Origin of the sequence: Variovorax atrisoli (assembly GCF_014195185.1) — a bacterium.
GTDB classification, from domain to species: Bacteria; Pseudomonadota; Gammaproteobacteria; order Burkholderiales; family Burkholderiaceae_C; genus Variovorax; species Variovorax atrisoli.
The window spans coordinates 305489-323348 of sequence record NZ_JACIBG010000001.1 but is presented as its reverse complement, the minus strand read 5'-3'; the positions used below and the strand labels follow the sequence as shown (position 1 = coordinate 323348).

General features: G+C 68.3%; 18 protein-coding genes. 7 read left to right on the top strand and 11 right to left on the bottom strand.

Annotated elements, in window-relative coordinates:
• The first annotated feature begins 2 nt into the window (after positions 1 to 2).
• Genes FHY06_RS01630 through FHY06_RS01615 form a run of 4 tightly spaced genes read left to right on the top strand, consistent with a single transcriptional unit; the run spans position 3 to position 4806 of the window.
• Positions 3 to 1472 carry a TolC family protein gene (locus tag FHY06_RS01630; RefSeq protein ID WP_260309530.1) on the top strand — a complete coding sequence of 490 codons (1470 nt, stop codon included), beginning with the start codon at positions 3 to 5 and terminating at the stop codon, positions 1470 to 1472.
• On the top strand, positions 1472 to 2458 hold the full coding sequence (locus tag FHY06_RS01625; protein WP_132750821.1) for an HlyD family secretion protein: 987 nt from the start codon (positions 1472 to 1474) through the stop codon (positions 2456 to 2458). The genes FHY06_RS01630 and FHY06_RS01625 overlap by 1 nt, the downstream gene beginning before the upstream one ends.
• A gap of 21 nt (positions 2459 to 2479) precedes the next feature.
• Complete coding sequence (locus tag FHY06_RS01620) at positions 2480 to 3664, top strand: ABC transporter permease (protein ID WP_145759185.1); 1185 nt, start codon at positions 2480 to 2482, stop codon at positions 3662 to 3664.
• Positions 3664 to 4806 carry an ABC transporter permease gene (locus FHY06_RS01615; protein WP_184603020.1) on the top strand — a complete coding sequence of 381 codons (1143 nt, stop codon included), beginning with the start codon at positions 3664 to 3666 and terminating at the stop codon, positions 4804 to 4806. The genes FHY06_RS01620 and FHY06_RS01615 overlap by 1 nt, the downstream gene beginning before the upstream one ends.
• Here the strand turns inward: FHY06_RS01615 and FHY06_RS01610 are convergent.
• A complete protein-coding gene (locus FHY06_RS01610) occupies positions 4803 to 5438 on the bottom strand; it encodes a TetR/AcrR family transcriptional regulator (RefSeq protein ID WP_126184276.1) in 636 nt (211 codons plus the stop codon). The genes FHY06_RS01615 and FHY06_RS01610 overlap by 4 nt on opposite strands.
• Before the next feature lie 130 nt (positions 5439 to 5568).
• Here FHY06_RS01610 and FHY06_RS01605 point away from each other — a divergent pair, with 130 nt between their 5' ends.
• Positions 5569 to 6411, top strand: coding sequence for a metal-dependent hydrolase (locus FHY06_RS01605; RefSeq protein WP_184603018.1), 843 nt, complete (start codon positions 5569 to 5571; stop codon positions 6409 to 6411).
• A 30-nt stretch (positions 6412 to 6441) separates the two neighbouring features.
• Here the strand turns inward: FHY06_RS01605 and FHY06_RS01600 are convergent, their stop codons facing one another.
• The 8 genes from FHY06_RS01600 to FHY06_RS01565 all read right to left on the bottom strand — a co-directional run bounded on the left by FHY06_RS01600 (position 6442) and on the right by FHY06_RS01565 (position 14007).
• Positions 6442 to 7029 carry a hypothetical protein gene (locus FHY06_RS01600; protein WP_019653007.1) on the bottom strand — a complete coding sequence of 196 codons (588 nt, stop codon included), beginning with the start codon at positions 7027 to 7029 and terminating at the stop codon, positions 6442 to 6444.
• Positions 7030 to 7279: 250 nt separating this feature from the next.
• Positions 7280 to 7510 (bottom strand): hypothetical protein, encoded by a 231-nt coding sequence (locus FHY06_RS01595; protein WP_019653008.1) that lies wholly within the window; start codon positions 7508 to 7510, stop codon positions 7280 to 7282.
• Positions 7497 to 7868: a hypothetical protein gene (locus tag FHY06_RS01590; RefSeq protein ID WP_026346217.1), complete on the bottom strand. Its 372-nt coding sequence runs from the start codon at positions 7866 to 7868 to the stop codon at positions 7497 to 7499. Before FHY06_RS01590 ends, FHY06_RS01595 begins: the two co-directional genes overlap by 14 nt.
• A 17-nt stretch (positions 7869 to 7885) precedes the next feature.
• Positions 7886 to 8800 carry a DUF6999 family protein gene (locus FHY06_RS01585; protein ID WP_184603016.1) on the bottom strand — a complete coding sequence of 305 codons (915 nt, stop codon included), beginning with the start codon at positions 8798 to 8800 and terminating at the stop codon, positions 7886 to 7888.
• On the bottom strand, positions 8784 to 10700 hold the full coding sequence (locus FHY06_RS01580; protein WP_184603014.1) for an iron-containing redox enzyme family protein: 1917 nt from the start codon (positions 10698 to 10700) through the stop codon (positions 8784 to 8786). The genes FHY06_RS01585 and FHY06_RS01580 overlap by 17 nt, the downstream gene beginning before the upstream one ends.
• A gap of 3 nt (positions 10701 to 10703) precedes the next feature.
• Positions 10704 to 11666 (bottom strand): fatty acid desaturase family protein, encoded by a 963-nt coding sequence (locus tag FHY06_RS01575; protein ID WP_184603011.1) that lies wholly within the window; start codon positions 11664 to 11666, stop codon positions 10704 to 10706.
• Positions 11647 to 12420, bottom strand: coding sequence for a sterol desaturase family protein (locus FHY06_RS01570; RefSeq protein ID WP_019653013.1), 774 nt, complete (start codon positions 12418 to 12420; stop codon positions 11647 to 11649). The genes FHY06_RS01575 and FHY06_RS01570 overlap by 20 nt, the downstream gene beginning before the upstream one ends.
• 9 nt (positions 12421 to 12429) lie before the next feature.
• Positions 12430 to 14007, bottom strand: coding sequence for a phospholipase D family protein (locus tag FHY06_RS01565; protein ID WP_184603009.1), 1578 nt, complete (start codon positions 14005 to 14007; stop codon positions 12430 to 12432).
• Positions 14008 to 14163: 156 nt separating this feature from the next.
• On the opposite strand from FHY06_RS01565, the gene FHY06_RS01560 reads away from it, so the two are divergent.
• Positions 14164 to 14721 carry a peroxiredoxin gene (locus FHY06_RS01560; RefSeq protein WP_145759178.1) on the top strand — a complete coding sequence of 186 codons (558 nt, stop codon included), beginning with the start codon at positions 14164 to 14166 and terminating at the stop codon, positions 14719 to 14721.
• 72 nt (positions 14722 to 14793) lie between these two features.
• Positions 14794 to 16227, top strand: a complete 1434-nt coding sequence (locus FHY06_RS01555; protein ID WP_184603006.1) for an aldehyde dehydrogenase family protein — start codon at positions 14794 to 14796, stop codon at positions 16225 to 16227.
• Between the two features lie 30 nt (positions 16228 to 16257).
• Here FHY06_RS01555 and FHY06_RS01550 read toward each other — a convergent pair whose 3' ends face one another.
• Positions 16258 to 17181 carry a ZIP family metal transporter gene (locus FHY06_RS01550; protein ID WP_184603004.1) on the bottom strand — a complete coding sequence of 308 codons (924 nt, stop codon included), beginning with the start codon at positions 17179 to 17181 and terminating at the stop codon, positions 16258 to 16260.
• A 10-nt stretch (positions 17182 to 17191) separates the two neighbouring features.
• A complete protein-coding gene (locus tag FHY06_RS01545; protein ID WP_184603002.1) occupies positions 17192 to 17827 on the bottom strand; it encodes a superoxide dismutase in 636 nt (211 codons plus the stop codon).
• Positions 17828 to 17860 lie beyond the last annotated feature (33 nt).

Genomic DNA, 17860 nt, shown 5'->3' with positions numbered 1-17860 from the left:
CGATGACGAAACGAACACGCCACGCCGCAAGCCCCTTCACGCCGAGCCTGTTGCCGGCATTGCTGGTGCTGTGCGGCACCGCTTTCGCGCAGGCACAGCCACAGGCCCTGACGCCAGCCCAGCCGCAAGCCGGCGACGACACCCTCTCCCTGAGCTTCGACGCGGCCCGCGCCCGCATGATCGACCGCTCCGACAAGCTGGCCGCCGCCCGCGCCGCCGTCGACGCGAAGGAGCTGCAAAGCCAGGGCCTCAAGCGCCTGGGCGGCCCCTCGGTCAGCATCTCCGCGCTGGCCTATGCCTACAACGCGAACCTGAACCTCGATCTCGATCCGCTCAACCAGCGGCTCGGGCAGCTGGGCTCGGCGCTGCCGTCGTCCATCCAGAGCGTGATCGCGCGCGTGCCGATCCCGCAACTGCCCAACAGCTACACCCTCAACCGCCACGACACCGGCACCAACGCCTCGATCTCCGCCGTGTGGCCGATCTACGTGGGCGGCGCGACCGACGCGGTGCGCGGCTTCGTCTCGGCCCAGACGCGCGAGGCGCAGGCCGACGCAGAGCAGGCCGGCCACGAAGTCGACACCCTGCTCGTGCAGCGCTACTTCGGGGCGCAGCTCGCCCGCCGCGCTGCCGCCCTGCGCCTGCAGGCCGAGCGCACCATCGCGCAGCACGACTCGGCGGCGCAGAAGATGCTGGCCGCCGGCGTGATCTCGCGCGTCGAGCGGCTGCAGGCCAGCGCCGCGTATGAAGAAGCCCGCCGCAACGCACGCAAGGCCGAGAACGACGCGGCGCTGGCCTCCGTGGCGCTGGCCCGCACCGTACGCGCCGACGGCAGCGTGGCGCCGCAGACGCCGCTCTTTCTCATCAGCACGCCGATCGAGCCGCTGAACTACTTCATCGATTCGGCGCTCACGCGGCACCCGGGCCTGGACAAGGTCGCGGCCAAGAAGTCGCAGGCCGAGCAGCTGCACGAAGGCGAAGAGGCGCTGCGCAGGCCGCAGGTGATCGCCTTCGGCACGCGCGAGCTCAAGAGCGGCAACGCCGACTGGGTGGCTGGGGTTGGCGTGCGCTGGACGCTTTACGACTCGGTGGACCGCGACAAGCTCTCGGCCGCCTCGCTCAAGCAGGTCGAGCAGGCCGAACGCACCGATGCACAGGCGCGCAGCGACATTTCGCTGCTGGTCGAGCGCAACTGGCGCGCGCTGGAGAACGCTCGCCGCCAGTATCTGGAGATGAAGGCCTCGGTCGAGCTCGCGCAGGAGGTCGTGAAACTGCGCACCGCCGGCCTGCGCGAAGGCACGAGCACCACGCTCGACCTGATCGACGCCGAGACCAACCAGGCCAAGGTGCTGACCGAACGCGCGCAGGCCGCCAACGACTACGTGCAGGCGCTCGCGCAGTTGCTCGAAAGCGCCGGACTTTCCGACAGGTTTTCCGACTACATCGCACGTGCCGACGTGAAGGTGAATTGATGATGAGTGCCAAGACCCGAAAACTGATCGCGATACTGGCCGCCCTGCTCGTGCTGGCGCTGCTCGTCTGGGGCTTCTGGCGCGCCTCGCGTCCGGCGCCCGAGGTGTTCCAGGGCCAGATGGAAGCGCGCGAGACCGACGTCGCGGGCAAGGTGACCGCGCGCGTCGCCGAAGTGCCGGTGAAGGAAGGCGATCGCATCCAGGCCGGCACAGTGCTGGTCCGCATGGACAGCCCCGAGGTGCGCGCCAAGCTCGCGCAGGCAACCGCCGCCGAGCAGGCCGCACAGGCAGTCGCCGAGAAGGCGCAGAACGGCGCCCGTCCGCAGGAAGTGGAAATGGCGCGCATGCAGTGGCAGCGTGCCGAGACCGCCGCGCAACTCGCGCAAACCTCTTTCCGCCGAGTCGACGGACTCGCGCGCGAGGGCCTGGTGGCCGACCAGAAGCGCGACGAAGCAGAGGCCAACTGGAAGGCCTCGCGCGACGCCGCCATCGCGGCGAAGGCGCAGTACGACATGGCCCGCACCGGTGCCCGCCCCGAGGACAAGGCCGCAGCCAGCGCACAGGCCCGCCAGGTCGCCGGCGTGGTGGCCGAGGCGGAAGCCGCCAAGGCCGAGACCGAGCTGCGCAGCCCCGTGGCCGGCGAAGTAGCCAAGGTGCTGGCGAAGGTCGGCGAACTTTCGCCGCAGGGTGTGGCGGTGGTCACGGTGGTCGACCTGAACGACCAGTGGGTGGTGCTCAACGTGCGCGAAGACCGGCTCGCCCGCTTCGCGCTGGGCGACGAATTCGACGCCCACCTGCCCGCGCTGCCCGAGGGCAAGCGCACCGCACGCTTCAAGGTCTACTACAGCGCCGTGCTGCCCGACTTCGCGACCTGGCGCGCCACGCGCGGCGGCACCGGCTTCGACGTGCGCACCTTCGAGGTCCGCGCACGTCCGCTCAAGCCCATCGAAGGTGCGCGGCCCGGCATGAGCGTGCTGGTGGACTGACCGGCGGCACGGATTCCCTCGATGAGCCTCCGTGGCTTCTCCACCGCCAGCGCACGGCGCGAGCTCGCGCTGCTGCGCGCGCGTCCGTGGGACCTGGCGATGATCTCCTGGGTACCGCTGCTCGCGGTGTTCCTGATCTGGTGGATCTTCTCGGCCGGCCTGCCCGAGCGGCTGCCGATCGGCGTGCTCGACCAGGACCACTCCTCGCTCTCGCGGCAGGTGGTGCGCTTCCTCGACGCCACGCCCGGCCTGCGCGTGGCGCAGCGCTACAGCGACGAAGGCGAGATGGCGCGCGCTCTCACCAGCGGCGCGGTCGACGCGGCGGTGCAGCTGCCGCGCGAACTGAGCCGCGACGTCAAGCAGGGCCGAGTCGGCCAGGTCGTGCTTCTGCACAACGCGCAGCTCGGCACGCATTCGAGCCTGATCCAGCGCGACGTTCGCACCGCCGTAGCCACCGTCTCGGGCGGGGTCGAGCTCACGGTGCGCAACAAGCGCGGCGAGTCGATGACGGCCGCGCGCGTGAGCATGGAGCCGATCAAGGCGAGCATGGTGGCGCTGTTCAACACGTCGACCGACTACGAGCAATTCCTGGGCGCGGCGCTCATTCCAGCGCTGCTGCACATCCTCGCGATGACCGCTGGCGCATGGGCCGTGGGCCGCGAGCTGCGCGACCGCAGCATCGGCGGATGGCTGGGCGCCTCGCCGCGGTGGCACGAGGTGCTGGCCGCACTTGCGGGCAAGCTGGCGCTGCCGTTCGCGAGCCTGTCGGCGGTGGCGCTGGCCGCGATGCTGTGGATCACCACGGGCCGCGGCTGGCATCCGGTCGGTTCGCTCGGATGGACGCTCTTCGCGCTGGTCGTCTTCATGGCGCTTTCGATCGCGCTGGGGGCCTTCGTGGCGGCGCTCACGCGATCGCTGCGCACGGCCCTGTCGGCCACGGGGTTCATCACGGCGCCCGCCTTCGCGTTCGGCGGCGTGGGCTTTCCGCTGGTCGCGATGCCCGTGCTGGCGCAGGTCTGGGCCAACCTGCTCCCCTACACGCACTACATCCGCGTGCAGATGGAGCAGCTGCAGATGGGCGCGCCGGTGGCGTACTCGGCGGCGACGCCGCTGTGGATGGTGCTGGCCACGGGCCTGCTGCTTGCCGCGTGCGCTGCGGCACTGGTGAAGGCCGCCAAGGCGCCCGAGAGCTGGGGTGGACGCTGATGACCGACGAACGGCTTCGCTTCGGCCCGGCATGGCGCGAGACCGCATTGGCGGTACTGCGCGACAAGGGCGTGCTGCTGATCATGCTGCTCGCGCCCATCATCTACGGCTTCTTCTACCCCTGGCCCTACGGCACACAGGCCGTGACGCGCGTGCCGGTGGCAGTGGTCGACCAGGACCACACCGGCCTGTCGCGGCAGATCGCACGCTTCGCAATGGCCAACCCGCGGCTGGACGTGCGCATGGTCACTGGTGACGTCGGCGAGGCGCAGCAGGCGCTGTGGCGCGGCGAGATCGAGGGCTACGCGCTGCTGCCGGCCGACCTGAAGCGCAGCGTGCTGCGCGGCACCTCTGCGGTGGTCACCATCGAGGGCAACGGCGCCTATGCGCTGCTCAACAAGGCGGTGCTGTACGGTTTCTCGGAGGCCGTGGGCACCGTCTCGGCCGGCGTCGAGATCCGCAAGCTGCAGGCCGGCGGCCAGAGCGCGATCCAGGCAGCTCGCAGCCGCAGCCCGCTCAATACGCAGCTAGTCGCGCTCTTCAACCCGACCGAAGGCTACGGCAGCTACGTGGTGCCCGCGGTGGCCCTGCTGATCCTCCAGCAGACGCTGCTCATGGGCGTGGCGATGCTGGCCGGCACCTGGGCCGAGGCCGGACGGCTGCGGGCATCGATGGGCGCCTGGCTGGGCCGGCTGAGCGCGCTGTCGGCATTCGGCTTCCTCAGCGGCGTCTTCTACTTCGGCTGGGTGTTCTTCCTGCAGGACTACCCTCGCGGTGGCAATCCGTGGGGAGCGCTGGTGCTGCTCGCGTTCTACGTGCCGGCGATCTGCACGCTCGGACTGCTGCTGGGCTGCTGGTTCCGCGAGCGCGAACGGGCCTTGCAGGTGCTGTTGTTCACGGCTCTGCCGATGGCTTTCCTCTCAGGCTTCTCGTGGCCCGTGGAGGCCCTGCCGGAGCCGCTGCAGGCGCTGCGCTGGCTCTTTCCGAGCACCGCGGGAATCCAGGCCTCGCTGCGGCTCAACCAGATGGGCGCGCCACTGCACGACGTGCTGCCCCATCTGGGCGTGCTGCTGGCGCTGACGCTGGCTGGGCTCTTCACGCTGTGGCTCGCTGCCACGGCGCCGAAGCATCGGCGGGCCTAGCGTCGGCTTTCTGCAGCCACGGCGCGCACGAGCCGCGTGGCGGGTTCCACCAGCTCGCGCAGATCGCCTGCCCTGTTCTGCTCGATGGCCTGCAGCACCAGTTCGTTGATGCCGCCCACCACCGTCATCGCCATCTCGCTCGTCAGGTGCACCGCGGGGCCGTCGGCATTGCCGTCCGAACTGGTGTTGATGGCGGTCTGGATGAAGTTGGCGATCTCGTCGTTCACGCGGCGGCGTACTGCGAGGCCCGGCAGGCCGAGCCCCAGGATCTCGACGAAGAGCGTGCGCAGCAGCGCCGGGTCTTGCGCAAGGTAATCGAAGTACGCCGTCATGGCCTGCTCGACCTGCGCATGCCAGGGTTGGGCCGGATCGAAGGCCTCGCTCACCGTCTGCAGCGCGAGGCGGCTGGCGGTTTCGTAGAGCGCGATCAGGCACTCGGTCTTGGTGCTGAAGTGCTCGTAGAAGGTGCGGCGCGACACGGCCGCCTCTCGCACGATGTCTGCAATGGTGGTCTCGGCATAGCCCTTGGCAGCCACGGCATGCGCCATGCCTTGGAGCAGGCGCGCGTAGTGCTCGCTCCCGGGGCCCTCCGCGGACTTGGACGGAGCAGTTTTTTCGATGGTTTCGCTCATGGACGACACATTTTCCTACGCCCAGGTACTTGACAGTACCAAATCACAATTGCAACATGGCGGCACGCGGTACGAAGATGTACCAGCAATTCCGCTCCACGCAATCAGTGCTTATTCGAGGCTTGTTCTCATGACCGATCTTGTCGTACGCCGCCTTCTGATCGACCTGCAACCGCCGTTCGCCCGTGACTGGTGTGGCGGCGACGCATTCTCTACCGCTTTCTTCAACGCGCTGTCGATGAGCTTTCCCTTCGGCGAGCAGTTCTTCATCGACGCGGTGCGCGACGCCGTCGCAACGCTGCCGCCAGAGCTTCAGGAGCAGCACAAGGCCGACGTGCGCGGCTTCATCGGGCAGGAGGCCACGCACCGGCGCATCCACTCGCTCTTCAACAACCATCTCGAGAAGCAGGGGCTGGTCGACCGCTGGACGGCTCGCGCCAGCAAGCGAATGGAACTGATGGAAGGCGCCGACCCGCGCCACGCGCTGGCAGTGACGGCGGCCACGGAACACTTCACCGCCATGTTCGCCGAATGGCTGCTGGCCCACCCGGGCGTGCTCGACGGCGCCGAGCCGCGACTGCGCACCATGTGGCTGTGGCACAGCGCGGAGGAGCTGGAGCACAAGAGCGTGGCCTTCGACATCTACAAGGCCGCGGGCGGCTCCGACGAGTGGCGCACGCGCTGGTTCCGCCGCGTCACCGTGATGTTCCTCGGCGACCTGATGCGCCAGACCGTCGACAACCTGCGCCACGAGAAACAACTGTGGAAGTGGTCGACTTGGAAGAGCGCCGCGCGCATCCTGCTGAGCCGCGACGGCCTGCTGCGCGGCAACCTCGCCGGCTGGCGCAGCTACCTGCGCGCCGACTTCCATCCGATGCAGCAGGACAGCAGCCTCTCGGCGCGCTGGCTTGCGGACAACCGCGCGCAGTTCACGCCGGTGGGCGCGGCGCCAGAGGCGGCTGCCGCCGGCTGAGGCCCGGCAGGCCCGACGGCGGAGCCGCGCTCAGTAGAAGTTGGCGCGGTTGGTCGTCGCGGCACCCGCCTGCTGGTGCTCGGGGCGCATCTGCAGATCGTGCAGGGTGTCGAAGTCGGAAGGGGCGTCCGGCACCCGCATCACCACTTCCAGTTCGTGCATCGAGGCCACCCAGCGGCCTGCCGGCGATTCGGCCGGCTCATCGTTGGCGAACACGCCGTCGCGGATGTACAGGGTTTCGCCCTCGGGGCGCTCGGCGTGCAGTTCGATGAGGCGCGAGATCGAGAAGTTGTAGGTCACCAGCTTCTCGCGCGTCTTGCGGTCCTTGCCGCCGCAATTGAACGAGCCCTCGGCCGCGATGACGATGCAGGAGCCGTCGACTCCGCCATCCATGTCGATCTCGTTGCCGGAACGCCAGATCGCGTTGGGCAGGCGAACGCGAACCTTGTCGATGACCAGATCGCGCTGCTTGTTGAGGCTGCCCAGCGGAGGCACCAGCGAACGCAGCTGCCGAAGACGCTCGGCGAAGTTGTCGTCCATCAGGAATTCGACATGGTGCGTCGCGCTGCCCGAGGAACGCCTGACCACCTGCATGACCACGTGGCGCGACTTACCCATGGCAGAACCCCTTGGCAAAGGTTGAATTCCGTAGCCCGCGGGGGGTGTAAACGGCGTGGCAGCAATTCATTGGAAATCAGCTACTTAGTAGGACTCTTGATTACATGCAATTACATGCATCATTTGTGTCCAACTGTATAGCGAATCCCGGGAATGTGGAAGGCCATTCCGTGACTTATGCACGAGGAAATGTCGCCCAAATGCCACCCCTCTGTGGTAACTGCTACCCCGCCCCGGGGGCTCGACGCGCCTACTCCAGGGCTTCGTCGAGGGCCTTGCACGAAGGCGCGCAGACCGTCTGCGACTTGCCCAGCACCTGGCGGGTGCGCAGCTGCGAGCGCACCCGGTGCTTGCCGCACATGAAGCACGACATGGTTGCCCCGCTGAACGAGGCCGAGGCCCGGAACGGGGAACCCGGCGCCTTCGATTTGTAGCGCAGGCCGTCCGCCACCACTGCCGTCTTCACTTCACCCTTCGCCATGCATCTTGTCCTTGCTGTTCGGTTCGGCACGACGCATCGCGCGTGCAATGGCTTCCCGGGCGCTGATTTCGGCCGCCAGGGAAGCGTCCAACGCCGAGCGGCAAAGCCCGGCGTGCTTGTAGTTGAGGTTTTCGTACACCTCGGCCGCGGCCGGATAGGCATCGAGCAGGCGACCCAGTTCGGCGCCCTGCCCGATGTCCTCGAACTCGTGCACAAGATGTTCGACCACGGAGCGGTACTGTTCTGCACCCACGGGTACAGGGCTGTGCTCGAGCTTTTCCAGCAGCTGCGCCAAAACATGGGTCACCGCCAGATCGGCCTTGGAAGACGGATTATCGGTCGTGTTCATGGTCCGCATCTGGGGGCAGCATACGCCTATGCAAGTGGCTGCTCGTACAGGGTGGTCTCCGGCTGGCCGGTATTGCGCTGGGCAGCCTGCATCCGCTGCAGCAGGCTGTGAAGCATTTCGGTCGACAGCCCGTGGATCACCAGCCGGTGCCCCGCCCGCAGGGTCGACAGCGGCACCAGCGGGTGCTTGTTGTTGACCAGGATCAGGTGCTCCGGGGCGTTCAGGATCGTCGCCGCGTAGATGCCGATGGTCTCGTCCAGCTGCAGGGAGTTCGCCGCCCGCCAGAAATCGTTGTCCGTGAGCATCAGCTGGTAGAGCGGCGTGAACAGCTCGATGGCGCTTTGCAGGTCCAGGAAGTTCAGCCTGCCCCGGGGCATGTCCTCCAGGCGCAGCCCCGGCTCCTTGATCATCGAGAAGTCGACTTTTTCCGCCTTGCACAGCGCCAGCCCCTTGTCGCGCAGCGCGGTGTTCAGCCTGATCACGAAGTTGAAGAGGTTCAGGTCGTGCTTCAGGAACATCTCGTCCTTGAGCGCGTCGATGTCCGCCGGCTCCAGCGGGCTGGTGGCCACGGGCGCCGGCGAATTGCGCCCGATGAAGGCCAGGATCTGCGAGCCCAGGTGGAAGTGCCGCAGGATCAGCCAGTTGGCCTCCGGCGACACGAAGCGCTTCAGCCCCCAGGCGAGCAGGCGGTGCAGCAGGATCGAATGCGACCAGTTGCGCGGCACGAACACCTTCGCGATCTGGATCAGGATGATCGTCAGCCGCGCGATCGGCCGCAGGAACGGCAGCAGGTACTGGCGCGAGCCCGAACTCGAATCGGCCAGCCAGGCGGACTTGACGTCGTCCGGCAGCGGCGTGCTCTGGTCGAGATACAGCGCCAGCCAGGGGCTGGGATCGCGCTCGTCGTGGGCTTGCTTCAGGAATTCAGGCGTTCGATCCATGGGGCATCCGCTGCGTGATGTGTTGGAACTGCATCAGGTACAGCGCGGCCGTGTGGCGCGCCGTCTCGACGATCTGGCTGGCGGCGCGCGACTGCCCTTCCACCGCCATCGCCATCTCCACCGCCGTGAGCCAGCGGCTGAGGTGGTTCTCGTCGTTGTGGCCGTGGTACTCCAGGAAGCGGAAGGCATCCGGCGGCAGCTTCAGGCTCGCCTTGAGCAGCGGCAGCAGCGCAGGCACGATGCGCTGGCCCGTGCCCTCGATGATGTAGATCGCGCCCAGCAGGCCGATCGGGTCGCGCGTGGCGGCCAGTCCGTGCAGGTAGGCATTGAGCGCCTCGCCGCCCGGGTTGCGCCGCAGCTCCTCGATGTTCTCCACGGTGCCGCCGGCCTTGCGGTAGTCGCTGAAGAGGATGTTGAAGTCGTTCTGCTCTTCGCCCGCGTGCACGCCGATCAGCGATGCCAGCATCTGGTAGGGCTCGCTCAGCGAGGCGGCGCCTTCGCGCATCCACTTGCTGCCCTCGCGCACCTGGGGCACCCATTGCTCCATCCAGTTCAGGTAGTCGGGCACGGCGAAGCGGCGCTCGCGGATCTGGCGGACGAGCGGCGTGCGCCACACGCGCGAACGGTAGTCGTGCCAGATGGCGGCCAGCTCGGTCAGCAGCGCACCCAGCCCTTCGGGCGCGGCGGCAGGGTCGTGCGGGGGCGCGATCACGAGGTCGTCGTCCGGCACGGCCGTGGCGCGCGGCGCCACCGCGACGGGTGCCGCATCGCCGGCCTCCACCTCCCACAGCATGTAAGCCGCCATGAAGCGCCCCGACTCCGGCACGTAGCAGAAGATCTGCTCGCCCGGCTTGAGCGCCTTGGTGTGCAGGAACTCGGCCAGCATCACCAGGATCGACGCCGCGCCCGTGTTGCCCCGCCATGCGAGGTTGCTCCACCAGCGCTCGCGCGGGATCGACAGGTCGGCCTTGGCCATCAGGTCCTCGACCACCGGGATGAATTTCTCCGACGAGTAATGGCACAGGAAGTGATCGACCCGCTTCGGATCGACCCAGCCGTCGCGCACCAGCCCCGCGTATTCGTGGATGCCGATGTCGAAGAGGTGCGGCAGCAGCCGGATGTCCTGGCGCAGCGACAGCGCACCCGCCGCCTCCGCCTCGGCCCACGAGCCGAAATCGAGATGGCCGCGCGCGCGGTCCTCGGTCAGCCCCAGCTGCATGCAGACCGGATAGTCGCCCGAGAAGGCGCGCTGGTGCACCCATTTCAGCTTCAGCCGCAGGCCCGGCGAGCCGGCCAGGGCCGATGCCCCGTCGGACAGCAGCAGGGCCCCTGCCCCGTCGGACAGCATCCAGCGCAGGAAGTGCGAGTCGAAGTCGGTCTCGTAGCCGCGCGCCGCGAAGCGCGAACGCTTGAAAAGGCGCGACGGCATCTCGCTGGCCACGGCCATCGCCGAGCGGTGCGCGCCGAGTTCGATGCCGTGCGCGGCCGTCTGGATCGCCGACACGCCCGCGGCGCAGATGCCGTGCACCGAGTGCGTCTCCATGGGCTGCGCAGCCAGCTCGCCCTGGATCATGTTGGCGAAGCCCGGCATCAGCGCGTCGCCGCCCGAGGAGCCGCTGGCCAGCAGCGATACCCGGGAGAGCTCGGCCCCGCCGCGCTGGAGGCAGTCGCGGATCGCGCCGGCTGCCAGCTGCGCATTGGTGTGCCGCGTCACGCCTTCGGCGTCGATCGCGTAGTGCCGCGTGAGGATGCCGTTCTCCGCAAGGATGCGCCGCTTGATGCGCTCCGACATGCGGTTGAGCGGCGCGATGTACGCGTCCATGCGCTCGTTGGGGATGGGCTCGCCCGGCATGAAGTAGCCGGCGCTTTCTAGGTACACGCGTTGGAATGGAACAGGCATGGTTCAGAGAGTTGATGGATCGCGGGGCATCAGCGGGCGGCTGCGGAATCGCGGCCACACGGTCCCCAGCACGAAGACGCGCACCATGTACGGCACCAGCCCGCCCTCGTTGAGCACCGGGTCCACCTGCGCGCGGTAGTGCGTGCGATGCAGGCGGGTGAGCTCGGACCAGTGGGCATGCGGGTTCTCGTGGTGTGCGGTGTGCAGGCCGATGTTGAACAGCAAGGGGTTCACCAGCCCTTCGAAATTGCGCGCGTAGTTCAAGCGGCTACCCGCGGTATCGCGCGGTGCCCCCGGCGCGACCTCCTGCGTGGGTTTGCGGCCGTCGGCGTGCGCGTGCTGCAGGTAGTTGGTCGCCAGCAGCCAGTGCAGGCCGTGCAGCTGTGGCACGACGACGAAGAGCAGCGCCTTGCGCCAGTCGATCGCCAGCAGTACCGCCCAGCTCGCCAGCCATACCGCGTACTGCGCCATGCAGTAGCGCCAGGCGCCGCGACGGTGCCGCCGCAGCCGGGCGAGCCATGCGAAGAAGAGCGGCATGAGCACCCACACGGCCTGGAACGGGTGCAGCAGGTAGCCCCGGAGGTGGTTGGTATCGCCACCGAAGCGGTAGGTGCGTGCCACATCCTTCGGGCCATGGCGATGGCGGTGATGGTTGGCGACGTGCGCGGGCCAGAACACGAAGGTCGGGTGGCCCTGCAGCAGCGTGATCCAGAAATCGGTGAACCTGTTCAGGCGCCGGCTGCGCCACATGCGCAGGTGCACGTGGTTGTGGTGGATCACGCCGACGCCCAGCGTCAGGAACAGCATCAGCCCGTACAGCACGGCATCGAAGCCGTGGAACCACTGCCAGGCCGCCAGCCCGGGGAGCGCCAAGAGGTAGGCGATGCTCTGCCAGTCGCGCCAGTTGCGCAGCACCGGCAGGCGGAGGTTCGCCCCGGACCCTGCGTCAGGCCGTGGTCGCGCCATGCTTCTTGCGGAACGCCTGCAGAACCGGTTCGGCCGCATCGGCCGCCACGCGCGTGCCGAACAGCCGGTCCATGAAGGTGAACTGGAAGCCGTAGTTGCCGTTGTGCACCGCGTGGTGCAGGTGGTGCCGGCGGCTCGCCGCGAACCAGTGGCTGTACGAGACGCCCGTGAAGAAGTCGTAGTTCGAATGCCCGACGCAGTTGAAGAACAGGCTGAACACCGGCACCGCCGCCAGCGACCAGAAGCTGAAGTCGTGCACCACCATCGGCAGCAGGATCACGTTGCCCAGCATCAGCGCCTCGACGGGGTGGAAGCTGTAGGTCGACCACGGCGTTGTCACGAAGGAGCGGTGGTGCGGCCCGTGGAAGCGCCGCAGCCAGCGCGTGTGCAGCAGCCGGTGGTTGATCCAGAAGTGCACGTCGTTCCAGATCGCCAGCGCGACGATCTCCACCGCGATCTGCCGCCAGCCCGCATCGGGATCGAGCCGGGCCCAGCCCAGCTGCAGCAGCCCCCACGGAAACACCATGCCCAGCCCGAAGAGCAGCACCGACACGCCCGACTGCGTCAGCTCGCGCCGCAGCTGCCCCGGCTGCAGCGGCCGCGGATCGAGCACCCGTCCGATGCCCAGCGCCGGGAGCACGCGCCTGGTGAGCAGCCAGGTGGCGGCGCCGAAACAGAGATAGATGCCGCCGAAGAAAAGCAGGCCCCACAGCATGACCTGCGGGGCGGACAACGAGGTGAAGGTCTGCGCCATCCCCCGAGGCTACAACAGCATCTCGGGGACGAGCGGCGCGATCAGCATGTTGTAGAAGCGCTGGAAGAAGCCCGACTCCGGCTCCGAGGTCAGGATCATTTCCTTCTCGCCGTCGTTCGTCAGCCATTGCAGCGTGCCGGTGTCCTTGGCCAGCCGCAGCCGATAGGAGTTCTGCAGCTTGCTGATGTTGATCACCCGCAGCATCTCGCGCGCCAGCTGCGGGCTGTCGACCACCACGCCCATCTCGGTGTTCTGGCTGGCCGAGCGCGGATCGAGGTTCATCGAGCCGATGAAGATGCGCGTCTTGTCGATGGCCGCCGTCTTCGCGTGCAGCCGCCCGAGCGACTTGCCGAACATGCCGAAGCGCTCGCCCGCGCTGGTGCGCTGCGGGCTCAGCTCGTAGAGATCGGCGCCGCTTTGCAGCAGCCGCTCGCGGTAGCGTGCATAGCCGGTGTGCACCAGGGGCTCGTCGTTGGCCGCCAGCGAGTTCGTCAGCAGCGTGAGCTTGACCTTGCGCCGGGTCAGGTCCTGGAAGGCCTCCATGCCGCGCTCGCCCGGCACGAGGTAGGGCGAGGTCAGGTCGACTTCCGTCCGGGCATCCATCAGCAGCCCCCAGACCTTCATCGTCACGCTGGTGGCGATGGCCTCCTCGGCCGTCATCGTCTTCGGCTTGGTGGGCGGATCGGCGATCGCTCGGGCCTCGCCCCACAGCAGCCCCATGCGGCCGGCGTCGAGCTCCTCGCCGATGGGGCCGTAGCCCAGGATGTCCGACGGCGGCAGCACGATCTTCGGCGGCGGCGCGGCCATGCCTACCCAGTCGTCGAAGTCGGCGCCGGTCGGCTTGCGCCCGCGCTCGCCCGTCACGATGTCGGCGATGGGCCAGACCTGCTCGCTGTTCCAGTAGGCGTCGAAGATCGATTCGAACTGCGGCACCACCTTGCCGACCACCAGCGCGTCCATGTCGATGAAGTTCTGCGCCTCGCTGAGCACGAAATACTCCTCGGCGATGTTGCGCCCCCCCACTACCGCCATCACGCCGTCGGCGATGAAGAGCTTGTTGTGCATCCGGTGGTTGAGCCGTGAGACCTCCCACGGCGACGCGGCGAAGCGCGACAGGAAGCCGTTGCGTCCGCAGCAGAACGGATTGAACAGGCGCACGTCGACATTGGGCGTCTCCGACAGCGCCAGCAGCAGCTGCTGGCTCTTGACCGTATAGAGGTCGTCCACCAGCACCCGCACCTTCACGCCGCGCATCGCCGCCTCGCGCAGCGTGCGCAGCAGCAGCCGGCCGACCGGATCGTTCTCGAGCTGGTAATACTGCACCACCAGCGAGCGCTGCGCCCGCTGGGCGAGCTGGATGCGCGCGTCGAGCGAATACACCCCCAGCGGCATCAGCCGGAAGCCCGAATGCTCTTCGGGCGGCGTGGAGGCAGCGGCGATCTTCGCAAGCGTGGTCGACGGATCGGCCGAGGCCGCGAATTCGGCGGGCCGCTCGCGCGCGGGCGGCAGCGAGCCGCAGGCGCCGAGCGCCGCAACCAGCGCGCCGGCGAGCGCGACGCGCAGAAGTGATGGGAGCCAGGCAGTCATGATGATGATGCTTCCATGAGGTCGTCTTCTTGTGGTTCTTCGTCCTTGTTGTCCTGCAGTACGCCAGCCGGTCGGCCCCGGTTTCAAGGCGCTTCGAGCTCCTTCTCGGGAAGGCTCCGGCCTAGAATTCGATCCACACCGCTGCGGAGTTACATCATGGCCCGTTCGCTTCCCCACCGCATCGCCTGCCTCGCCTTTTTTGCGGCTCTTACGAATACCGCCTCGGCCGCCCTCGACATCGGCGACCCGGTGCCCAAGTTCACCGCCAACGCCGCGCTCGGCGGCAAGACCTTCCGCTACTCGCTGGCCGAGGCGCTCGCCAAGGGCCCGGTGGTGGTGTATTTCTTCCCGGCAGCCGACTCCAGCGACTGCTCCATCGAGGCCCACGCCTTCGCCGAGGCCATCGACCAGTTCGCCGCGCTGGGCGCCAGCGTGATCGGCGTCTCGGCCGACGACATAGGTACCCTGTCGAAGTTCTCGGTCAAGTCCTGCCAGAGCCGCTTCCCGGTCGCCTCGGACGAGAGCAAGGCCGTGATCCAGGGCTTCGACGCCCTGATGCAGACCCGCCCGGACTTCGCCAACCGCCTGTCGTACGTGATCGCGCCTGACGGCAAGGTCGCCTACTACTACCAGAACCTGAACCCGGACAAGCACGTGGAGCGCATGCTGAATGCGGTGAAGGCGCTGCCGAAGACGACCGCCGCCAGCAAGTAATCGGCCTCGAGGCCAGGGTCGGGGCGGCGCAGCGGCCACGGGTTTCCCAGGCTTCGCGCAAAATCCCGCCCCATGCAGCTCAACTACATCGCCAACGCGGACGTCCCGTCCTCCTCCGGCCGCACCCTGCCGGTCATCGACCCCTCCGACGGCCAGCCCTTCGACGAAATCCAGCGCAGCAATGCCGCCGACATCGACTCCGCCGTGCGCGCCGCGCGCGACTGCTTTGATGGCGTCTGGCACAAGGTCAGCGCCGCCGACCGCGGCCGCCTGCTCTTCAAGCTCTCTCAGAAGATCGCCGAGCACGTCGACGAGCTCGCGCTGATCGAGCAGCGCGACTGCGGCAAGCCCGTCAAGCAGGCGCGCGCCGACGCGGTGGCGCTGGTGCGCTATTTCGAGTTCTATGCCGGCGCCTGCGACAAGCTGCACGGCGAGACCATCCCCTACCAGGACGGCTACAGCGTCTTCACCTGGCGCGAGCCGCACGGCGTGACCGGCCACATCATTCCCTGGAACTACCCGATGCAGATCTTCGGGCGCAGCGTGGGCGGCGCCCTGGCGGCGGGCAACGTGTGCGTGGTCAAGCCGGCGGAAGACGCCTGCCTGTCGCTGATCCGCGTGGCGCAGCTGGCGGCCGAGGTCGGCTTTCCGGCCGGTGCGCTGAACATCGTGACGGGCTACGGCCACGAGGTGGGCGACGCGCTCGCACGCCACCCGGGCATCGACCACATCAGCTTCACCGGCAGCCCGAAGATCGGCACGCTGATCCAGCAGGTGGCGGCCGAACGGCATTGCCCGGTCACGCTGGAGCTGGGCGGCAAGAGCCCGCAGATCATCTTCGCGGACGCAGACCTGGACGCGGCCATTCCGGTGGTCATCAACGCCATCGTGCAGAACGCCGGCCAGACCTGCTCGGCGGGCTCGCGGGTGCTGATCCAGCGCGACATCTACGAGCCGCTGCTGGAACGCCTGGGCCACGCCTTCGAGGCGCTGCGCGTCGGCCCGGCAGCCATGGACCTCGACGTGGGGCCGCTGATCCGCCAGACGCAGCAGCAGCGCGTGTGGGACTTCCTGAGCGACGCGCAGCACGCCGGCATCCCGATGGTGGCGCAGGGCATCGTGGTCGAGGAAGCGCCCGAGACCGGCTTCTACCAGGCCCCCACCCTGCTGCGCGATGTGCCGGTGGACCACCGCCTCGCCCAGGAGGAAGTCTTCGGCCCGGTGCTGGCCGCGATGCAATTCGCCGATGAAGACGAAGCCGTCGCGCTCGCCAACGCCACCCACTTCGGCCTGGTTGCCGGCGTGTGGACGGCCGACGGCGCGCGCCAGTTCCGCATGGCCAAGCGCGTGAAGAGCGGGCAGGTGTTCATCAACAACTACGGTGCCGGCGGCGGCGTGGAGCTGCCTTTCGGCGGTGTGAAGTCGTCGGGCTACGGCCGCGAGAAGGGCTTCGAGGCGCTGTACGGCTTCACGACGCTGAAGACCGTCGCCGTCAAGCACGGCTGAGCGCCTTGGCGCGCCGCGCGGGCAGGCGCGTCAGCCCAGGGCGGTGTCGAGCAGCATCATCAGCACGAAGCCGATCATCAGCCCGCTGGTGGCGAAGGCTTCGTGCCCCTTTCGATGCGACTCGGGAATGATCTCGTGGCTGATCACGAAGAGCATCGCGCCTGCCGCGAAGCCCAGCCCCCAGGGCAGCAGCATCGCCGAGTGCCCGACCACGGCCGCGCCCAGCACGGCGCCCAGGGGCTCGACCAGCCCCGACAACATGCCAATCAGCACTGCGAAGCCACGGCCGTAGCCTGCGGCCAGCAGTGCCACCGCGACCACCAGCCCCTCGGGCACGTCCTGGATCGCGATGCCGGTGGCCAGCGCATCGGCGCGCAATCCGTTGTTGGCCGCGTAGCCCACGCCGATGGCAAGGCCCTCGGGCACGTTGTGCAGCGCGATCGCGAAGACGAAGAGCCAGGTGCGGCGCAGCTGCCTGGCGGCATTGCCTTCGCGGCCCTTGATGAAATGCTCGTGCGGCAGCACGCGGTCCATCAGCATCAGCGCCATGCCGCCGAGCAGGATGGCGGAGCCGATCACCCCGCCGGCCGCCCAGCTGCCCCCGCCGAAGGTGCCCGCGTTCTTCGCGGCCTCCAGGCCCGGGATGATCAGCGAGAAGGCGCTGGCCGCCAGCATCACGCCGGCGCCGAAGCCGAAGAGCGTGTCCTGCAGGCGCTCCGGCAGCTTCTGCGAGAACAGCACCGGCAGCGTTCCGAGCGCCGTCGCCAGCGCAGCGACCGAGCCGCCGAGCAAGGCATTCCACGCCAGCGGTTCGGATCGCACGAACTGCCAGAACTGCACGACCCCCACCACCACGCCGGCCGCGACGATGGCGAAGCCGATCCGTTCGCGCAACGGCCTGGCGGGTCTCGGCTGCCCGCCTTGCGCCACGGCGCCCTGTCGCGGCTCGTTCATGGGCTTCTCCTCAGCCGCCGATGGCGGCAGCGTGGCGCCGGGCCACCTCGGCCCAGTTCACGACGTTGTAGAAGGCCGCGATGTACTCGGGGCGGCGGTTCTGGTACTTGAGGTAGTAGGCGTGCTCCCACACGTCGAGCCCGAGGATCGGCGTGTTGCCCGAGCCGATGCCGCGCATCAGCGGGCTGTCCTGGTTGCCGCTGCTTTCCACCGCGAGCTTCCCGCCGGGGCCCGCGGAGAGCCACGCCCAGCCGCTGCCGAAGCGCGTGAGGGCGGCCTTGGTGAATGCATCCTTGAAGGCGTCGAAGCCGCCCAGGTCGGCATCGATGGCCTTGGCGAGCGCTCCGGTGGGCAATCCGCCGCCGCCTTGGCCGACCGGTGCCATGACGGTCCAGAACAGGGTGTGGTTGGCGTGCCCGCCGCCGTTGTTGCGCACCGGCGCGCGCAGCGGCTCGGGCAGCTGCTCGACCCCGGCGATCAGTTCGTCGAGCGGTGTCTGCTCGTGCGGCGTGTCTTTCAGCGCCGCATTGAGGTTGTTGACGTAGGTCTGGTGGTGCTTGCCATGGTGGATTTGCATCGTCAGCGCGTCGAGGTGGGGCTCGAGCGCATCGAAGGCATAGGGCAAGGCTGGCAGGGTGTACGGCACGGTCGGGGCGCTCCTTTGGTTGGAAGAGCCCTT

Coding starts and splice junctions, on each gene's coding strand:
- FHY06_RS01630 (WP_260309530.1), top strand. CDS start 3: ATGACGAAACGAACACGCCACGCCGCAAGCCCCTTCACGCCGAGCCTG.
- FHY06_RS01625 (WP_132750821.1), top strand. CDS start 1,472: ATGATGAGTGCCAAGACCCGAAAACTGATCGCGATACTGGCCGCCCTG.
- FHY06_RS01620 (WP_145759185.1), top strand. CDS start 2,480: ATGAGCCTCCGTGGCTTCTCCACCGCCAGCGCACGGCGCGAGCTCGCG.
- FHY06_RS01615 (WP_184603020.1), top strand. CDS start 3,664: ATGACCGACGAACGGCTTCGCTTCGGCCCGGCATGGCGCGAGACCGCA.
- FHY06_RS01610 (WP_126184276.1), bottom strand. CDS start 5,438: ATGAGCGAAACCATCGAAAAAACTGCTCCGTCCAAGTCCGCGGAGGGC.
- FHY06_RS01605 (WP_184603018.1), top strand. CDS start 5,569: ATGACCGATCTTGTCGTACGCCGCCTTCTGATCGACCTGCAACCGCCG.
- FHY06_RS01600 (WP_019653007.1), bottom strand. CDS start 7,029: ATGGGTAAGTCGCGCCACGTGGTCATGCAGGTGGTCAGGCGTTCCTCG.
- FHY06_RS01595 (WP_019653008.1), bottom strand. CDS start 7,510: ATGGCGAAGGGTGAAGTGAAGACGGCAGTGGTGGCGGACGGCCTGCGC.
- FHY06_RS01590 (WP_026346217.1), bottom strand. CDS start 7,868: ATGCGGACCATGAACACGACCGATAATCCGTCTTCCAAGGCCGATCTG.
- FHY06_RS01585 (WP_184603016.1), bottom strand. CDS start 8,800: ATGGATCGAACGCCTGAATTCCTGAAGCAAGCCCACGACGAGCGCGAT.
- FHY06_RS01580 (WP_184603014.1), bottom strand. CDS start 10,700: ATGCCTGTTCCATTCCAACGCGTGTACCTAGAAAGCGCCGGCTACTTC.
- FHY06_RS01575 (WP_184603011.1), bottom strand. CDS start 11,666: ATGGCGCGACCACGGCCTGACGCAGGGTCCGGGGCGAACCTCCGCCTG.
- FHY06_RS01570 (WP_019653013.1), bottom strand. CDS start 12,420: ATGGCGCAGACCTTCACCTCGTTGTCCGCCCCGCAGGTCATGCTGTGG.
- FHY06_RS01565 (WP_184603009.1), bottom strand. CDS start 14,007: ATGACTGCCTGGCTCCCATCACTTCTGCGCGTCGCGCTCGCCGGCGCG.
- FHY06_RS01560 (WP_145759178.1), top strand. CDS start 14,164: ATGGCCCGTTCGCTTCCCCACCGCATCGCCTGCCTCGCCTTTTTTGCG.
- FHY06_RS01555 (WP_184603006.1), top strand. CDS start 14,794: ATGCAGCTCAACTACATCGCCAACGCGGACGTCCCGTCCTCCTCCGGC.
- FHY06_RS01550 (WP_184603004.1), bottom strand. CDS start 17,181: ATGAACGAGCCGCGACAGGGCGCCGTGGCGCAAGGCGGGCAGCCGAGA.